The organism is Pseudoalteromonas sp. MMG033 (assembly GCF_057197785.1).
This window is the reverse complement of sequence record NZ_CM170070.1, coordinates 792,573-809,487: the sequence shown is the minus strand read 5'-3', so window position 1 is coordinate 809,487 and position 16,915 is coordinate 792,573. Positions and strand designations below refer to the sequence as shown.

The 16,915-nt window shown below is 43.1% G+C and carries 17 protein-coding genes; 7 read left to right on the top strand and 10 right to left on the bottom strand.

Features of this window, described 5'->3' with window-relative positions:
* Nucleotides 1–3: 3 nt before the first annotated feature.
* Complete coding sequence (locus AC2CZC_RS03875) at nucleotides 4–1,053, bottom strand: efflux RND transporter periplasmic adaptor subunit (protein WP_484583883.1); 1,050 nt, start codon at nucleotides 1,051–1,053, stop codon at nucleotides 4–6.
* A 228-nt stretch (nucleotides 1,054–1,281) separates the two neighbouring features.
* Between AC2CZC_RS03875 and AC2CZC_RS03870 the strand changes: the two genes are divergently transcribed.
* From AC2CZC_RS03870 to AC2CZC_RS03850, 5 genes are all read left to right on the top strand, one after another.
* Nucleotides 1,282–1,989: a DUF2982 domain-containing protein gene (locus AC2CZC_RS03870; RefSeq protein ID WP_284022105.1), complete on the top strand. Its 708-nt coding sequence runs from the start codon at nucleotides 1,282–1,284 to the stop codon at nucleotides 1,987–1,989.
* A gap of 17 nt (nucleotides 1,990–2,006) precedes the next feature.
* Nucleotides 2,007–2,339 carry a hypothetical protein gene (locus tag AC2CZC_RS03865; RefSeq protein ID WP_039608288.1) on the top strand — a complete coding sequence of 111 codons (333 nt, stop codon included), beginning with the start codon at nucleotides 2,007–2,009 and terminating at the stop codon, nucleotides 2,337–2,339.
* Nucleotides 2,340–2,371: 32 nt separating this feature from the next.
* The gene (locus AC2CZC_RS03860; protein ID WP_484583882.1) at nucleotides 2,372–4,078 is read left to right on the top strand and encodes an Lcl C-terminal domain-containing protein; all 1,707 of its coding nucleotides are present in this window, start codon (nucleotides 2,372–2,374) and stop codon (nucleotides 4,076–4,078) included.
* Nucleotides 4,068–4,601 (top strand): Lcl C-terminal domain-containing protein, encoded by a 534-nt coding sequence (locus tag AC2CZC_RS03855; RefSeq protein WP_484583881.1) that lies wholly within the window; start codon nucleotides 4,068–4,070, stop codon nucleotides 4,599–4,601. The genes AC2CZC_RS03860 and AC2CZC_RS03855 overlap by 11 nt, the downstream gene beginning before the upstream one ends.
* Before the next feature lie 106 nt (nucleotides 4,602–4,707).
* Nucleotides 4,708–5,490, top strand: a complete 783-nt coding sequence (locus tag AC2CZC_RS03850; protein WP_484583880.1) for a YggN family protein — start codon at nucleotides 4,708–4,710, stop codon at nucleotides 5,488–5,490.
* Here the strand turns inward: AC2CZC_RS03850 and AC2CZC_RS03845 are convergent.
* The 7 genes from AC2CZC_RS03845 to AC2CZC_RS03815 all read right to left on the bottom strand — a co-directional run bounded on the left by AC2CZC_RS03845 (nucleotide 5,487) and on the right by AC2CZC_RS03815 (nucleotide 10,681).
* Nucleotides 5,487–6,326: an amidohydrolase family protein gene (locus AC2CZC_RS03845; protein WP_484583879.1), complete on the bottom strand. Its 840-nt coding sequence runs from the start codon at nucleotides 6,324–6,326 to the stop codon at nucleotides 5,487–5,489. The two genes, AC2CZC_RS03850 and AC2CZC_RS03845, sit on opposite strands and share 4 nt — an antisense overlap.
* On the bottom strand, nucleotides 6,326–7,054 hold the full coding sequence (locus AC2CZC_RS03840; RefSeq protein ID WP_484583878.1) for an SDR family NAD(P)-dependent oxidoreductase: 729 nt from the start codon (nucleotides 7,052–7,054) through the stop codon (nucleotides 6,326–6,328). The genes AC2CZC_RS03845 and AC2CZC_RS03840 overlap by 1 nt, the downstream gene beginning before the upstream one ends.
* Before the next feature lie 9 nt (nucleotides 7,055–7,063).
* Complete coding sequence (locus tag AC2CZC_RS03835; RefSeq protein WP_484583877.1) at nucleotides 7,064–7,558, bottom strand: FKBP-type peptidyl-prolyl cis-trans isomerase; 495 nt, start codon at nucleotides 7,556–7,558, stop codon at nucleotides 7,064–7,066.
* A gap of 48 nt (nucleotides 7,559–7,606) precedes the next feature.
* Entirely contained in the window at nucleotides 7,607–9,103 is a 1,497-nt protein-coding gene (locus AC2CZC_RS03830) for a transglycosylase SLT domain-containing protein (protein ID WP_484583876.1), read from the bottom strand.
* Between the two features lie 90 nt (nucleotides 9,104–9,193).
* On the bottom strand, nucleotides 9,194–10,165 hold the full coding sequence (locus AC2CZC_RS03825) for an MBL fold metallo-hydrolase (protein ID WP_484583875.1): 972 nt from the start codon (nucleotides 10,163–10,165) through the stop codon (nucleotides 9,194–9,196).
* A 1-nt stretch (nucleotide 10,166) separates the two neighbouring features.
* The gene (locus tag AC2CZC_RS03820; protein WP_484583874.1) at nucleotides 10,167–10,454 is read right to left on the bottom strand and encodes a cell division protein ZapA; all 288 of its coding nucleotides are present in this window, start codon (nucleotides 10,452–10,454) and stop codon (nucleotides 10,167–10,169) included.
* Entirely contained in the window at nucleotides 10,454–10,681 is a 228-nt protein-coding gene (locus AC2CZC_RS03815) for a hypothetical protein (RefSeq protein WP_063361545.1), read from the bottom strand. Before AC2CZC_RS03815 ends, AC2CZC_RS03820 begins: the two co-directional genes overlap by 1 nt.
* A gap of 227 nt (nucleotides 10,682–10,908) precedes the next feature.
* Here AC2CZC_RS03815 and AC2CZC_RS03810 point away from each other — a divergent pair, with 227 nt between their 5' ends.
* Both AC2CZC_RS03810 and AC2CZC_RS03805 read left to right on the top strand, forming a co-directional pair.
* Nucleotides 10,909–11,745, top strand: coding sequence for a 23S rRNA (adenine(2030)-N(6))-methyltransferase RlmJ (locus tag AC2CZC_RS03810; protein ID WP_484583873.1), 837 nt, complete (start codon nucleotides 10,909–10,911; stop codon nucleotides 11,743–11,745).
* A gap of 117 nt (nucleotides 11,746–11,862) precedes the next feature.
* Complete coding sequence (locus AC2CZC_RS03805) at nucleotides 11,863–13,143, top strand: EAL and HDOD domain-containing protein (RefSeq protein WP_484583872.1); 1,281 nt, start codon at nucleotides 11,863–11,865, stop codon at nucleotides 13,141–13,143.
* 48 nt (nucleotides 13,144–13,191) lie between these two features.
* On the opposite strand, the gene AC2CZC_RS03800 is transcribed toward AC2CZC_RS03805, so the two are convergent.
* Nucleotides 13,192–14,679: a Ppx/GppA phosphatase family protein gene (locus AC2CZC_RS03800; protein ID WP_484583871.1), complete on the bottom strand. Its 1,488-nt coding sequence runs from the start codon at nucleotides 14,677–14,679 to the stop codon at nucleotides 13,192–13,194.
* A gap of 1 nt (nucleotide 14,680) precedes the next feature.
* Entirely contained in the window at nucleotides 14,681–16,768 is a 2,088-nt protein-coding gene (gene ppk1, locus AC2CZC_RS03795; protein WP_484583870.1) for a polyphosphate kinase 1, read from the bottom strand.
* Nucleotides 16,769–16,915: the final 147 nt, after the last annotated feature.

Below are 16,915 nucleotides of genomic sequence, written 5' to 3'. Positions count from 1 at the left end.
TGCTTACCCCTTTACAGATACTTGGCTGCCACTGCGTATTTTGGTCGTACCTTCAGTGACGACCAGTTCGCCAGAATTTAGCCCTGTAACAGCAACCCAACCTGGAAAACGATTGAGTAAGGTAATTTGTTGTTGATGCACTTTATTATCTTTGACCACATAGACAAAATGCTTGTCTTGTCTGGGGATCAGGCTCTTTTCCGGCACCATTAAAGCATCGAGCTGTTGTAATTGTACCGCGACATTTAAGAGCATACCGGGGCGCAATAAGTGTTCACTGTTGTCAAAGCTGGCAGTGACTTGAATACTACGAGTCGACTCATCAATACGTGGATCAATATGAGAGATCTGCCCCATAAACTGTTGTGTTTTGTAGGCATCGCTGGTCACACTGGCTTTCATTCCCAGTGCGATTTTTGCTAAGTATTTTTCTGGTAATTGGAAGTCAACTTTAATTGTACCAATATCATCAAGTGTCGTAAGGGGGGTGTTGTCTTTTACATAACTCCCTATCGACACTAAGCGTTTACCAAGCACACCATCAAAAGGCGCATGTATGCTCATTTCAGATAATTTCAGTTTGGTGGTCTGCAGTTGCGTTTTTAGCGCATCAACTGAAGAACGCTGGGCATCTAATTGGGAGCGTGCCGCTGATTGTGTTTTTGCCAGCTCGGTAAGTCGCGAGAGTTGTCTTTGTTGTTCTGCTAGATTGATCGTCAACTCTTTGACTGCCAGTAACTCTTCTTTATTGTTAAGTTGAGCCAGTTTTTGACCCTGTGATACGGTTTGACCATCAATAAATAAAATGTCGCTGATGTAATCGCTATGCGAACTCGTAATATCTATTGCTTGGTTTGCACGAGCTGAGCCGATGGCTTGTGCTGTAATGGCACGGTTTTCGGTGATAACTTCATGAACTGATATTTCCACAGCTCGGTTTGGACGGTTTGATTGCTCTCCTTGTGACGCGGGAAAATAGAGATAGCCGCACAATGCGATTAGCATTAAAATAAGAGTAGGAAAAAGGGCTTTGCCCGACTGATTTGCACGCATAATTTCATCTCACTATTTGTAGATGGTTAGTGTACAAAAATTCTTATAAGAGAAAATCACGGATATCTTGTATATTTGTGTATTAAACGAAAATATAACAGAACTGATTACTGTGTACCTAAAAGGTTACTGAAATGGGTAAAATAAAACCCTGTAAAAGGTGCTTACAATTAAGAAAGTTATTCTTATGGCTGATTGCCATGCTGATATTTTATTGGTGGTTTTATTATGCATAAAGTGTCGTTGCGCGCATCCGCTAACCGCCACAGCATAGAGTTTATGCTCGCTGGTGGAATTTGCTTAGGGGTGATTATTTTATTTGTGACATTGCGTGCTACGCCACCTACAATTTTAGAGTTAGCCTTGGCTGCAGCAGCTATCTGCTCGATATTACTTGGTTTTTTAAAGAGTCAGCAACCATACTACAGTATCGAATTGAGTGCTTTAGCACTGAACTATGTGCATAAATTTGGGGTTTTGCATGTCACACACCAAAATTTTCATTCAAGTGGTGTCCCTTTTGTGACTCAAGGAGTTGAAAACCTTGAGTTAAATGCTGTAGGTATTAAACTAAACAATATTGATGAGTTTTTAGTAGAACTTACCCCCCGTTTGGCTGGGAAGTTATTGATAGAACAACGGCATATTTTTTTACAAGCTGTTAAAATACATTGCGCAAATGGCAATTGTCCATCAGAATGGCTGATTGAAGAAACCTGTTATGAATCGCCGCAGGGGCGCTCATATACAGGCCTAATGGCTATGTTTGCAAACCGGATGCAAAATTTGAAGACGGTAACAGGGTACGACTTGATATTACCTGCGAATGTTTTAGATAGGGATATATGGCAATTTGCTACTATTTTAAACCACTGGAAATTAAATCCAGAAAAGGTGGTCAAAGATTTGCATGAGCAAATAGCCACCGCTAGATGAAGTAACAGGATATATACATGAGCTTCGATAAAGCCTTTATTAAAAGTGGTCGTAATACCATCATCCATAAAGATAAAAAGCTCGATTTAGTGATCGTAAATGGGGAAGCCCATCCGAGGATTAAAGTAACTGCTACTGGTTTGATACCGTTTAAAGAAGAGTTACCGAGAAATCGCCGGGAAGCTAAAGAGCGTTATTTAGAGGTGGTGCAAATATCCAGTCCGGATGTGTTCAGTGAAGTGAAGCGACTGCTGTTCATTCAGTCATTAGATGGTCGTGAATACAAGGTGGATTACAGTAAAATCGGTACTAAGTTATTTGTTCGTATACATCAAGATAGCTACCTCTAACATGACTCGGAGGTAGTCAGTTAGGAGTTGTAATGCTAAAAAAATCGCTTACCATTGCGGCCGTCTCAGCAATATTGAGTGGGTGTGGTGGTTCAGGTGGCTCAGATGAAGAAGTTATCAGAGCCAGTATCAATGCAGGACAAGATGTCACTGTTATAGAAAAAAACGAATTTACACTCAAAGCGATGGCCTCCCCAACTGGAGGAACATTTAACTGGCAGGTGACCTCCGGGCCATCAATTGACGGTTTCCCACAAACCGGCGAAGAACTGACAGTTACCGCGCCGGATGTGAAAGGCGACAGCACCGCTGTGCTAAAGGTCGATTACCTTTCACCCTCTGGAGAACTGGTTTCTGACACGCTCAATGTTAATATTACCTCTAATAACCAACTGCCAGTTGCTAAAGTAACGCAAACAGGCCCAGCAACATTACCTTCTAAATACTTAGACACAGTTGTTTTGTCTGCTGAGGAGTCGAGTGATCCGGATGATAATGGCCAAGTTGTAGGGTATAAATGGGAACTGATATCAGGCCCGAGCAATATTGTCGTAGAAGACAGTGGCAGTATGACATTGAGCTTTGTGCACCCGCTACTGGCCGATACTCAAACAGCAGTTTGGCGTTTAACGGTCACTGATGATGAAGGCGGAAGTACAACAACGGATTTTAGCGTCGCATTAGCCAAAAATGATAAGGTGGTGCTTGCAAATGCAGGAGAAGATCAGGAAGTCTTAGAATTTGATACCGTCACCTTAGATGCATCTAAAAGCGTGACGGTGGATGGTCAATATACTTGCACATGGCAGCAGTCGAGCACTGGCGACGCAATTACTTTAGCGGATAGCAGTGCATGTAAAACCACTTTCCAAGCTCCTGATAAAGACGATAAAACCTTTGCGACATTTAAAGTGACAGTGACTGACTCAGCTAACCGAAGCGGAGATGATGAGGTACGTATTGATATCCTGCCAAAACCGTTGAGTAAGCTGAATGACAGTGGTTCGAGTGCTTGTTATAACAACTCTGCCAAAATCGATTGCGCCAATACTGAGTTTCCACGACAAGATGCAGAGCTCGGTAGGGACAGTGTTGCCGCACTTATCTCCAAAGAGGGATCCGGTGATCTTGCGTTTGACTTCACTAAACTTGATGCAGATGGGAAAGAGCTTAGTAATGATGCGTCGAGCTTTAGCTGTGTGCGAGACAATATTACAGGTCTAGTTTGGGAAGTAAAAGAAGCGACGGCGGGTACGTTACCCAATACCTCAACTCGCAATGCACAAAATCATTATACTTGGGCTCTAAACCCCGACGGAACAGAATTAATTGGCAGTGAATACCCTGTAATAGATCCTGCACCTTGTCCCCACATTAGCGATACATATCGGTGTGGTGTGCAAGCTTTTATCAATCGTGTAAATAGTGAATCGGGAGGCTACTGTGGTGGTAATACCTGGAGGCTGCCAAGTTATACCGAGTTAATGAGTATTGCTGATTTTGGTCGTGTGGGAGTGCATATCCTCGACCCTGCTTTTTTCCCAAATATGCCAGCCTCATCATTACAAGGTCATTTGTACTACTGGACCAGCCAAACAGCGGTTGGTGGGACTAATGGCTTAGACGCTAACCTTACCAGAGCGTACGTGGTTGATATGGAAACAGGTAATGATATCCCAAGGGCCAAAGCACAAACTGCATATGTGAGATTAGTACGAGGTGATAGCAATGAAAATTAAACTAATGGTGTTAGCCTCGATTTTTAGCCCTATGGCAATTGCACAGCAATGTGCTGATACGGGATCTGTTCCGCTTTCAACTCCTGAGGAGCGTTTTGTCATCAACTCTGATGGGACCGTTTGTGACACCAAAACTGACATTATGTGGCAACGTTGCACATTTGGGTTTGTATATAACGCAGAAACTGAAAGTTGCGATAACAAAGAACAACAGCTCAGCTGGCAGCAAGCGCTTACTGCTGCGAATAACAGCCGACTAGGTGGACATGATGACTGGCAGTTACCTAATGTCAAAGAGCTGGCAACAATAGTTGAGCGCAGTTGCGAAGATCCAGCGATTAATGAAACGGTTTTTCTTGGTAACCACAGTGGTAATTACTGGACTAGCACCACAAATGTTAAAGACATATCTCGTGCTTGGACTTACCAGTTTGCAGATGGTTTGAACGATAGTACCAGTGGTAAAACATCTGACGCTTTTGTGCGATTAATGCGATATACATTTTGCCCAGCGGCAGAATAGCACTTAAATCCTCAGAGCTTTACTTGTACTTGACCCTCAAATTAAAAAATAAGTTTGGTTAAAAAATAAAATTTGCTACCCTCATGCTATTAAGTATGGGGGTAGTATGAAGTCATCTGTAGCTAGCGCTAAATCTATTTTTTTCTCATTATTGTTGGGGACATCTCTGGTTACTCAGGCCGATGACAAATGTGATGTTGAGTTAGGGCACGGTTTAATTATCACAGACTCTGTGATCCGAATACTAGATAACGGTCAAACTCGCGTACAAATTAATAATGATAATCAGCTACTTGTGCGCGGTATGTGGGTTGAACTCAACGAGCAAGAAACCCAAGTGCTTCAAGAGTACGCTAAAGGGATCCGTGACACAGTACCTGAGTTAGTTAACCTGGCAACTGACGGTGTGAATTTAGGCCTAAGCGCAATCGAGCAAGTTGTAGAAGGCATGTCTGATAGCAACCCTGAAGTGCTTAAAACACAGCTGCAATATGTAGAACGTGCGCTCATGGATAAGTTTAAACGCGGCGAAGATTTTTATTATATAGCACCCCAATCTCTCTCAAAGATTGATGATTTTTTCACCAAAGAGATCAGTGGTAAAATTCACTCAGCAGTGCACGGCTCTCTCGGTGCAATTCTCGTTTCAGTTGGCGACGCATTCAAATCTAGAGAAGGGAATATTGAAAGCCGTTTTTCTGATATGGGTCAGCGGATGGAGATCATCTCTAAAGAGATAGATAAGTCTTTACAACAAAAAGCAGCGCAACTTGAAGTGAAAGCCAATGAGTACTGTGAATGCCTCAACACACTTGATGAGACGGAAAAGCGCCTACAAGTGATTGTCCCAAGCTTGGCCGCGTTCGATCTGGTACAGATCCGCTCTTAAACCGTCAGTTGATAGACTCGCTTAGCGTTTTCGAAGCTAAGTTGCTGCCACACACTGCCATCAAGGCGCTGAACAAGCTCATAATAGTGTTGCCACTGGGCTTGATAGTCACGTTTTATTAGGCAAACTGGGTGATTAGATGCCAGCATGACACGCTCTGGTCCAAAATAAGTTAATAGCTCACTGAGCTGATCCTGCGCGCTCATCGGTGTCTCTAACAACTCATGTCCTGAAAACTTAATAAAGCAGTTTTTTATTTGAGACAGCAACTCAATACTTTCTTGCCACTCACAGCCCTCCGCCATGAAACCAGCATGGTTGATCACTAAAGTAACTGCTGGTCGCTCTTTATAGATTTCATATATATGGCGGCTTATCGTGGTGTTATGTACTTCAAACTGTGCTTCAAAATGTATGTTTAGATCCGCTAAATAGTGGAGATTTTGCTTTGTATTTTTGCATAGTAGTCGCTTGGCATCATCGCCTTCAGTGATGTCTCTAATGGCAATTAAGCTTGGATGTTGAAGTTGTTCTAAAGCAGCACGAAATTGTGTAGGCGAGCTATCAATTTTGGCATAAGCGACGGCTTTGTAGGGGAGCGGTGGCACAATATCGGCCAGCCAGTGTAGCTCATTGATTGGATGATTATTATCGAACCCAGCTTCCACATGCACGCAAGCGGCAACCTTGAATGGTGTAACATCCTGTATCGCCGCTGGCAAATGGTTTTGTTGGATCGAGTCTAAGTTTGGCCAAGCTGGTGGGTTGTTTTTCAACCAGTGATAACCTCCCTTTTCAAGATCAAAAAAGTGCAAATGTGGGTCGATAATCTTCATTAGCGTGCCGTGTAACCACCATCAATTGTTTGCAAGCTGCCTGTAATAAATGCGGCATCGTTACTGAGTAAAAAGGCCACGAGTGCAGCGACTTCATTGGGCTGCCCCAGTCTGCCTAAAGGCTGTAGGGCCGCTTCTTCAGCGACAATCTCAGTTTTATTTGCCCCACTTTTTGCACAATATTTATCAATGGCATTGTGAAACAGAGGTGTTTCTATGGTGCCTGGACATACCGCATTGGCGCGTATGTTGTACTGTGCGTAGTCTAAAGCAGTGGTTTTCGCCATAGAAGCGAGAGCGTGTTTTGTAAGATTGTAAGCAAAAGAGTTGGGTTTCCCTATATGTGCCTGATCTGATGATATCAGCACAATTTTACCGTCATTTTGCTTTTTCATGACAGGCAACACTGCCTGTATCGCGGCATAAGCCCCTTTAACATTGAGCGCGAACAAAGCATCCAAAGTTGCTTCATCGGTGTGCTCGATAGTCGCACTGAGGTGCTTGCCTGCATTTGAAACCAGCGCGTCTACACGTCCTGTTTCTGCTACGATAGTCGTTATCGTCTCTTTGACTTGGTCAACTTGACTGACATCACAGTGACGGTGCTCACCAAGGTCACTGTGGGCAATGTCGAGGTTAAAAACACGATAGTTTTGGTTTAGCAGCTTTTCAACAATGGCTTTACCAATGCCAAAGCTGCCACCAGTGATGATGGCAACAGGTTGCATAATTGTTCCTTAGTGGTCGTGACCGCAGCCGCCAGCGCCATGCACATGACCATGAGACAGCTCTTCTGCTGTAGCCGCTCTTACGTTGATCACTTCGACGTCAAAAGTCAGTGTTTTACCTGCGAATGGGTGGTTTAAATCACAATCTGCATTAAAGCGGCCTACTTTTACGATGGTCACTTGATGACGACCTTGGTTAGAGTCAACAATCGCACTCATACCCGGTTTCCAAACTTTATTATTTCCTAAGCCTTGCAAATGTTTGATTGGAATACGTTGCACTAGACCTTCTTGGTATTCACCATAGCTGTCTTTAGGCTCTAATGTCACTGAAAATTTTTCCCCAGCAGTTTTACCATCTAAGGCAGCTTCTAAGCCCGGAAGCATGCCTTCTTGACCATGCAAGTAGCTCAGCGGTTCGCCATTCGTACTGGTTTCAATTTGCTCCGAACCTTCAGTTAGCGTGTAATGGAACTCAACCGCTGTGTCTTTTGTAATTTGCATATGTATTCTTCTATCTCTTGAATGTGGCCTTCTATTCTACGTCAGGGCCTAGTCTAGGGGCAAGTTTGGTTCGGTAGTACTTGGTGCCTCTTTAAGTTGAGTCGCGCCCTCTAACAAATCTAGGTAACTAGGGGCGTGCTGCTGTTCATTAGGTTGTGTTTGTTTTGTTGTTGGGAGATGTAAAATCAAGACTTTACCGGGAGATAAAATACTGGCTGATTGTAGATTATTCCAATCCAGTAAGTCTTTTAAAGGCACTTGATAGTGCTGGCTTAAATCCCATAAGGAATCACCAGAGACGATTGTGTGATGGTGTTCAATTGTGGCTTGCTTGGGCGTGGCCTGCTGCTCCAAATAAGGACTGATCTGATAGTCTACAGTTAATGTTCTATTGATATTAGCTTGATTGATCAAAAGCTTTTCACCAACGCGGATCAGGTTATTCTGCTTATTATTAAGCTGCTTGATTTTCTTTACTGAGGTGCCAAATTGACGCGCGATACCATAGAGGGTGTCATTAAGCTTAACATGATAGCGACGGCTAAACTGCTCGCGATAAAATGGGCTTTGCATCAATGCTTGTTCAGTGAGTGGTACTAATAATTTATACGGGCCTTGCTCTGGACTTTGATGCCTTAAATAACCAGTGTTGAGATCGTGCAGCTGTTGCTTATCGATATCAAGCATCTGTGCTAAGACGCCAAAGTTAAAAGCTTGTCCTACATCTAATATGGTTGTTGTGGCTTGGTTGGCAAGTGCTGGTCGTTTAAATCCTGTTTCAGGATGCTTGAGTAGATAACTTAATGCCAGTAATTTAGGGATATAATCGGCGGTTTCTTTTGGTAGTTTAAGGTGCCAATAGTGTGTGCTTTTACCTGCTTTTTTATTGCGCTTTATCGCTGCTTTTACACGTCCTTCGCCCGTGTTGTAGGCTGCTATAGCATGAAGCCAGTCACCATTAAAGGTCTTATGCAAATATGAGAGGTAGGAGAGTGCGGCATCAGTGGATGCCAATACATCGCGCCTGCCATCGTACCAGTCGTTGCTTTGTAAGCCAAAATGATAAGCGGTTGCATCTACTAGCTGCCATACACCCACAGCACTTTGCTTTGACACGGCATGAGGGCGAAAATCGCTTTCTACAAAAGGCAACAGAGCTAAGTCTAGGGGCAAGCCGCGCTGCTCTATTTTTTTGACGATATGGTACAAATAAGCAGAGGAGCGTTGATTGACTGTGAGTAAGTATTTGGGTTGTGATAAGTACCAATCCACTCGTGCTTTTACACGTGAATGCGGCGTTTGCTCAAAGCGTAAATTATGGGCAATATGTTCCCATATATCAGATGTTTTATAGGGCTTTGGCTCGGGCTCAGGTTGTCTCCGGATTGTCACGGCTTGGGGAACTGGCGTGGGTTCTTTTTGTGTTAGTAAATCCTTAAGTACATCTTGAAGATCTGCACTTTGAGTGGGGGTTTGCTTACATCCTAAGATGCTTAAAAAGGCAATACAACAACAAAGGATGGCATAAGATTTTTTACGATTCATAGGCGCTTAGTACTGGGCAACACTAGTGGCTATCGACAGGCGAATTAGCGTAGTTCATGTTAGCTACTATACCTTCTGATGGTTATTTGTTCAAAAACTAGTGTGTTTTTTTTGTTTTTCAGCTTGCTCAAAGTACGCATCAAACTGCTCGGCTGAGATGCCATTTTGCAGATAGTCTTGACGCAATCTTGCAATCTGCAATTGCTTATCAGGGGCATTCAATAATGATAAAAAGCGCAAAGGCAAATGAAGTTGCGCTCGCTTATAGGGTTTGCCAAAGCCTGGTAGTATCCATTTAATTTGCGAATCTTTTTCAAGAGTATATAAAGTTTGCTGCCACATTGAGCTGTTGGTTTGTGCAACATAAGGTAAGAGGTTCACTGTGTGCCCGCCAAATAGTGCTTGGGTACTTTGGTTGTACACTTGAAGTGCAGGACCTTTAAAACCTTGGACCGGGCTTAATAAGAGCGGGTACTTACCTAGGTCGATTGACGTTACTTTGGTTATTTGCTCAATGTTTGGAATAGGCATTGATTGCCAACGAGATAGGCGTTGTTTGGCTTGTTGTAGTCTGGCGCTCCACATGAGCTGCTCTGATTCAGGTGCTTTTGCAATTCGCTGCTCGCTGAGTAAAACGCTTTGCTGAAATCCAGTTAATTTTTGTTTTACTTCGTCTTTAATAATGCCACTTAATGAGGGCACACTCGATGAGGTATCTTTAGCGGCATAAATCGTCGATTCTGGAAATGCACTTTTTAATAGCACGATGCCAGACAATTGTTTGGGGTCTAAGTTTGTGACCACAATATAGCAAAGAGGGACGGTTAGCTTAGAACGGATTTGTGCAATTAATAATTCCAGAGCAACAAAGTCACCATGGCTATCAATCAGTGCTGCACATTTTTGCCCTTGGATAAGTGCTTGGTTAGGCAGAAGGTAACGGGCTTCTTTTACCGGTTCAATAATTGTCGTGTGTTGATCTACGGTATGCCAATTCGCTGCGTGAGTGAGCGGGGTAAGTAGAGTTAACAGAAAAAGGCCAACAGCGAGCCGAATGGACATGCTATTTAGCCTCAAGGTGTTCGCTAAGGCGTGCAATGAGCTGATCCCCTTTAGTCGTCGCAACTTGGTGTTTCTGCTCTAATGCTTGGAAATCATGACATAAATGTAAAGCGGCCATGAGTAAAGCATTTTGGTCAGTGCGAACCGTATCTCTGCGCTTCATTTCATCAACACGAGAATTGAGCAACTCAACTGCATTTATGAGGGCCTGTTCTTGTCCTTCAGCACATGAAAACTGGTGGCTTTTACCGAGTAAGGTAACCGCCACCTGGCTTACTTTATCTGTCATTAGCTCGCCTGATGAGCGCTCTGCAGTTTATCAAGCAAGCTGCTTAGTGTTGTACTTGTTTCTTTTTGCTTCTCTTCACGTTCTAGAAGTTCAAGCTGTAAAGTTTCATTTTCGTCAACTAATTTACCATTTTGCTCTTTAAGTTGAACAATTTGCTGCTCTAGCTGCTCATTTTTACCAATTAGCTGATCGATCAGTTGTTCGAGTTGTGGAAGAATATCGTTCATTTTAAATGCGCTCTTATCACTGTGTTTTGTCATGCAAATGTAAAGCAAAGTGGGCTTTATTACCAGTATTTGCGCAGCTTTATACTGATTTTTGCGCCGTTTTAAGAGATAATTCTGATAACTTCTTATTTTGTTCATTTGTTATTCATTAAAGCGGTCGGATTTTAGCCGTTTTGAATTGAGACGAATTCGCAAAAAGTCACTATAGTCAGCGAATAAGGGCCAATATGCTCAGTTATAGACATTCTTTCCATGCTGGTAATCCAGCAGACGTTATCAAGCACTTAGTTTTAGCAGAGGTGCTGTCCTACATGACGCGTAAAGATAAGCCGTTCGACTATATAGATACGCATTCGGGAGCTGGGCTGTTTGAGCTGGCGTCGAGTGATGCACAAAAGACGCAAGAATTTGAAGACGGTATCGGTCGCCTTATGCAATATGCTGGTGACAACGACGCGATCATGCGTTACATCGAGATGGTGAAAGGGTTTAATGATAAAAAATTGGCTTTCTATCCAGGCTCGCCAAAGGTAGCTGAACAATATTTGCGTAAGCAAGATAAAGGTTGGTTCTTTGAATTGCACCCGCAAGATTTATCGTTGCTGCAAAAAAACACGGCACATAAGCGCTCTTTAAGAGTAAAAGGTGAAGATGGCTTCAAGGGATTACTTGGATTAGTGCCGCCTTTATCTCGTCGAGCAGTGGTGCTGATGGATCCGCCTTATGAAATCAAAACTGATTATCAAAAAGCGGTAAAAACAATTTTAAAAGCACATAAAAGCTTTACTTCCGGTACCTATATGATTTGGTATCCTGTGGTTGATAGAGCACGCATTGACCAGATGGAAGCTGAATTAATCGCGTCTGGTGTGCGCAATATTCAATTATTCGAATTAGCGACCTCAGCGGATACAGAGGAGCGTGGTATGACAGCATCTGGCATGATAGTGATCAACCCACCGTATGTGCTGAAAAACATCATGGATGCTGTTTTACCAGAGCTGGTCAAAGAGCTCGCCGCTGAAGATGGCTTTTTCCGCAGTATTGAGCTCGTTGCTGAATAATCAAATCTAGACATCAACCTGATCTTCGTTAAGTTCAGGTTGGATTTTATTTGCTCCGCTGGCGAAGTTCTCATATGCTGAAGCTATGGATGCCAGTAATGCGTGCAAGAGTGAAGGATGTTAATGAGTAGTGAAACTGCCAAGGTCAAAAAAAGCGCCGTTCAGTATATCGCCCGCCAAGCTATCTTTAATAGCGAACTGCAAGTACATGCCTATGAGCTGCTATATCGTGACTCGCATAATAATGTGTTCCCAAGTGGGGTAAGTGATGGTTTGGCAACCGGACGTTTGTTCTTTAATTCACTGCTTTTTATTGGTCTAGACAGATTGGCCGCGGGTGCACTGGCATTTGTAAACTTTTCAGATGAAACACTTATTCAAGAACTTCCCAAACTATTAAGCCCGCAGGGGTTAGTGGTTGAAATTGTTGAGCGTTCACAAGACATTGAAAGTCTGACCGCAACAGTTAATAAGCTGCAAAAGGTTGGATATCGATTTGCATTGGATGATTATGATGGGGATCCCCGATGGCAGCCACTGTTAGAGCTGGTTGACTTCGTCAAACTAGAAGTAGAGCTACCCATAATCAAAACGACGATGATGGTGAAAAAGCTTAAACGCCAATTTCCGCACTTACAAATCGTTGTCGAACGGATAGAAACTCAAGAAGAGTATAATTTCATTCGTGCTGCGGGGGCGGACTATTTTCAGGGCTTTTTCTTTGCAAGACCTGAGATGCTCAATCATGGCAATGTAGAGCCCTCGAAGCTTGCTGTCTTCGATTTACTGCGTTGTACGGCAAAGAAGTCGCTTTGCTTCAAAGAAGTACAAGCACGCGTATCAAAGGATTTAAGTTTGACAGCGCGGGTTCTCAGGATAGCCAATGCCAAAGCGGGTGAAGATCGCATAGAGATCCGCTCTATTTCACAAGCTGTGGTGTATTTGGGTGAAGACGCGATTCGTCAATTTGTTAAAGTGCTGGCACTGAGTGAACTTGGGGCTGATAAGCCGACAGAGTTAACTAAACTAGGGCTCAATCGAGCCAAGTTTTTAGAGCTGTTTTTAGCCCCTGGTGGCGAGGAAATGGCAGAGCAGGGTTACTTAATCGGGTTGATGTCGGTCCTAGATGCCATCTTGGATGTTGAGCTTTCTGTGGTGGTTGATGAGTTCTCACTTGATCCCGATTTAAGTAGTGCATTGTTAAGTTACAAAGGCTTAATCGGCGGCGCCTTGCGTCTGGCGATAGAGGTAGAACGTAACAACTTAACTGAGGCCGAACTGATTTTGAATGCCATTCGCCCAGCTTCCGAAATACAGGTACTATTTGATTTGATCATCCAAAGCCGTGCCTATGGAGATGAAATGTTTGCGGTGGCACGGGATGACTCCGACGACTAGCACAGCCTTTCATTGTTGTGACATATGGCTTTGATTGATTATATACACTCAATATGTTGCGATATTGAGAGATAGTACTAAGTTTTTCCAGTAGATTTTCTCTTGTTCTAGATCCGCAGCAAACAATGAATGCTGCTCAAACCAAGTTTGCTCAAACATCAGTTCAACGGTTTGATTGATCACCACCATGGTATATTCGGGCACGAGGCTTTTTTGTCGCTTTTGGTGAAACAAAATTGCTAAGCGCAATAGTGTGAGTAATTTGGCAAATTGTGGCTGTGATTCAATTTCTATTAGGGCATTGAGGTCGACAGTTTTGATCTTTTTGCGATGAAAACGGATCAGCGCGCCAAGTAGTATTTGTTGTTCTTGGGTAAAGCCAGGTAACTGACTATTGCTGACAACATAAGCACTGTGTTTGTGTATGCCGGAGGAATTAATCGCGATACCCACTTCATGCAATTGCACGGCCCAGCGCAGTATTTCTAAATCTAAGCTTTCTAGTTGCCAAGGTGCTTTGGCCGCGTCAAATAGCCGCTTAACGGTTTGGCATATATTGGCGGCATGTTCGGTATCGACAGCATAGTGATCTGCAAATGACGCTATGGTGCGGGCGCGAATATCAAACTCATCGTTTTGCGCCAGTTCATGTAACAAGCCTTCTCGTAACGAGTGGTCACAATATGCCATTTCGGTCATATTAAGCTGATTAAACGCACCGATCAGTACAGCTAGTCCACCAGCAATGCTGGATTTTCTCTCCGGTGGCAGTGATTTTAGGTCTATGAGTTCTAATTGTTGTGCGGCAATAAAATGGGCTTGGATCTGTAATAAAGAGGACAGAGTGAGTGTTTTACTGGCAAATAATTCTTCATTGATTGCGACTAAGGTTTTAATGGTTCCCGATGTGCCAAGACAAGTTTGCCAGCCCATTTTTTGATAGCTTGCGGTGATGGCTTCAATATTTTGCTCAGCTTCAATCGTCGCTTTTTGAAACCGTTTTTCTGTCAATTTACCATCATCAAAATAGCGTTTGCTCATGGTCACACAACCAATATCTCGGCTGGTAAGCAGTTTATGATGCTGGTGTTTGCCGATGATCATTTCTGTGCTGCCGCCGCCGATATCAATCACCAGTCGATTGCCGTCATCATGTATATAATTCGCAACGCCTTGGTATATTAATCGGGCTTCCTCTTGACCAGAAATCACATTGATTTTATAAGGAAAAACCTGTTTAGCTTGCTTTAAGAAGTGACGCAAGTTTTGACATTTTCTGAGAGTGTATGTTGCAGCGACTTCGACGTGCTTTTTTTCATAGCCTTTGAGTGTCGCCGCAAATTGGGCAAGTACATGCAGCGCCCGTTCAATGGCGTCATCATCAAGGTGGTTATCTTGATCGAGCCCCGCCGCCAAATAAACTCGTTGCTTTTCTTTGTGCAGTATTTGTAATCGACCATCTACCTCCCTTGCAACCACTAAATGAAAACTGTTTGAGCCTAAATCAACGGCTGCAAAAGAAGGGTATGTTGTCATATTAAGTCCTACTGCTTTCCCATTTTTTAATGTGATCATAGATGGCGATTTGTGAGCGGATCTTCTTTTTATTACCGCGATTCACATAGTTATTTTTTTGCTCACTATCAATTAATCGCGCTTTTACACGGTCTCGAAATTGTAGCTCTAATGTGTCAATGATCAACTGTTTCAACGATTCATCATAGATGGGCACGCCCACTTCAACGCGATGATCTAGATTGCGGGTCATCCAATCTGCGGATGAAATATACACCTGTGGATCACCGTCATTTTCAAATACCATGACTCGCGGGTGTTCTAAGAATCTATCGACAATGCTGATCACACGAATGTTATCGCTGAATCCTGCAAGGCCGGGAATTAGGGCACACATGCCGCGAATGATCATGCGGATTTTAACGCCTTCCATCGCCGCACTGTAAAGCTTTTCAATAAGCTCTTTATCGACCAGATTATTTACCTTAACGGTGATACGTGCGACCTTGCCTTCACGTACATTTTTGACTTCTTGATCTATGAGCGAATATATTTTCTCCCGCGCATTGAGCGGCGAGATCATGAGATGTTTGAAGGAAAATGGGCGATAGCTCGTTTCGATGAATTTAAAAACATCATCGCATTCATTGCAGATATCGGGGTGCTTTGTAAACAAGCTGAAATCAGTATAGATCCGCGCTGTTTTTTCGTGGAAATTGCCTGTGCCTATGTGCGCATATTTGACAATTTGCCCCTTCTCTTTGCGGTGGATCACACACAGCTTACTATGCACTTTAAGAGCCGGTAGCCCGACCATTACTTTGATGCCATACTCGCTGAGCATTTTCGCCCACTCAATGTTGTTTTGCTCGTCAAAGCGCGCTTTGAGCTCAACCATCACAGTGACCTTTTTGCCATTTTTCGCAGCGTTGATAAGTGATGCGATTAGTTGAGAGCGACTGGCTACTCGGTAAATATTGATCTTAATCTGAGTGACTTTGGGATCAAATGCGGCTTGGCGAACATATTCCAGCATATGATTGAAAGTGTGATACGGATAATAAAGCAATATATCTTGCTCAGAAATTGCCTTGAAAGCGCTGTCATGTTTATCAAATGCGCTGCTTTTTAAGGGCGGTAAAGGCTTGTTTTCTAAATATCCTCTGCCGACATTGGGGAAGGCGATAAAGTCTCTAAAATTACGATAGCTGCCTCCGGGAATAAGTGCGTCTTGATGTGTTACGCCCAAGCGTTTTTTCATTACCTTCATGATGGAGTGTGGCATGGCTTCGTCATAGGTAAGACGAACAGGCTCTGCATATAAGCGCTGCTTTAGGCCTTTAGACATTTTGTCCAGCAGGCCTTCTTCTAATTCATCATCTAAGTTGTACTCGGCGTCACGAGTGAGCTTTATTTCGTACCCTTCTATGTGATCAAAAGACAAAAAGTTACTAAACACCTCACGCAAGTGATATCTGACGACATCATCAAGCAACATCAGGGTTTTTTGTCTGCGGGTTTTTTCAGGAGGTAGGATCACAAAGCGATCTAACCTGTCAGTGGGTAACTCTAAGAGTGCATGATGATGTTTGTCATTGTCGTTACGCATCTCTACAAATAAGTAGGTCATGGTATCGTTAATTAAGTCTGAGTAGTCTTTATTTTCAGTCAGTAAAATTGGCGAAAGGTGTTGTAAAACCTGATCATTAAAATAATCTCGAAGCCACTGCTTGTGGAATTCTGAGAGCGCTTCAGGCTGTTTGACATGAATGTTATGGGCATTCAAATCATTGAATATTTGCTTATGGATATGATTAAACTTTTTCCCTAAAGAGAGTACTTTTTTTTGTATTTGATTGAGCAGGGCTTCGTTTTCTTCGAAGTGGGCATCAGGTAGGTTACTCAGCAGAATACGGCGTTTTACATCGGCAACACGCACACGAAAAAACTCATCAAGGTTATTTGAAAAGATCCCTAAAAAACGGATGCGTTCAATGATGGGGTTGTTTTTATCTTTGGCCTCTTGCAAGACTCGCTCATTAAATGACAGCCAGCTGAGCTCTTTTGCAAAAAAGCTGATTGCTTTGGGGTCGCTAGATAGTGCGTGCATTTTACATTCCATAGTAACGATAGCTTATTCTAGAGTATGTCCAGAATGTGACACTTATATGACAGCGGGTACAACCAAGCAAAGAAGAGAAGATATGGCAGTGGTCAAACCTGTCTGCCATATGAGTGTAGAATATATTTGATTTGT

Coding starts and splice junctions, on each gene's coding strand:
- AC2CZC_RS03875 (WP_484583883.1), bottom strand. CDS start 1,053: ATGCGTGCAAATCAGTCGGGCAAAGCCCTTTTTCCTACTCTTATTTTA.
- AC2CZC_RS03870 (WP_284022105.1), top strand. CDS start 1,282: ATGCATAAAGTGTCGTTGCGCGCATCCGCTAACCGCCACAGCATAGAG.
- AC2CZC_RS03865 (WP_039608288.1), top strand. CDS start 2,007: ATGAGCTTCGATAAAGCCTTTATTAAAAGTGGTCGTAATACCATCATC.
- AC2CZC_RS03860 (WP_484583882.1), top strand. CDS start 2,372: ATGCTAAAAAAATCGCTTACCATTGCGGCCGTCTCAGCAATATTGAGT.
- AC2CZC_RS03855 (WP_484583881.1), top strand. CDS start 4,068: ATGAAAATTAAACTAATGGTGTTAGCCTCGATTTTTAGCCCTATGGCA.
- AC2CZC_RS03850 (WP_484583880.1), top strand. CDS start 4,708: ATGAAGTCATCTGTAGCTAGCGCTAAATCTATTTTTTTCTCATTATTG.
- AC2CZC_RS03845 (WP_484583879.1), bottom strand. CDS start 6,326: ATGAAGATTATCGACCCACATTTGCACTTTTTTGATCTTGAAAAGGGA.
- AC2CZC_RS03840 (WP_484583878.1), bottom strand. CDS start 7,054: ATGCAACCTGTTGCCATCATCACTGGTGGCAGCTTTGGCATTGGTAAA.
- AC2CZC_RS03835 (WP_484583877.1), bottom strand. CDS start 7,558: ATGCAAATTACAAAAGACACAGCGGTTGAGTTCCATTACACGCTAACT.
- AC2CZC_RS03830 (WP_484583876.1), bottom strand. CDS start 9,103: ATGAATCGTAAAAAATCTTATGCCATCCTTTGTTGTTGTATTGCCTTT.
- AC2CZC_RS03825 (WP_484583875.1), bottom strand. CDS start 10,165: ATGTCCATTCGGCTCGCTGTTGGCCTTTTTCTGTTAACTCTACTTACC.
- AC2CZC_RS03820 (WP_484583874.1), bottom strand. CDS start 10,454: ATGACAGATAAAGTAAGCCAGGTGGCGGTTACCTTACTCGGTAAAAGC.
- AC2CZC_RS03815 (WP_063361545.1), bottom strand. CDS start 10,681: ATGAACGATATTCTTCCACAACTCGAACAACTGATCGATCAGCTAATT.
- AC2CZC_RS03810 (WP_484583873.1), top strand. CDS start 10,909: ATGCTCAGTTATAGACATTCTTTCCATGCTGGTAATCCAGCAGACGTT.
- AC2CZC_RS03805 (WP_484583872.1), top strand. CDS start 11,863: ATGTTAATGAGTAGTGAAACTGCCAAGGTCAAAAAAAGCGCCGTTCAG.
- AC2CZC_RS03800 (WP_484583871.1), bottom strand. CDS start 14,679: ATGACAACATACCCTTCTTTTGCAGCCGTTGATTTAGGCTCAAACAGT.
- ppk1 (WP_484583870.1), bottom strand. CDS start 16,768: ATGCACGCACTATCTAGCGACCCCAAAGCAATCAGCTTTTTTGCAAAA.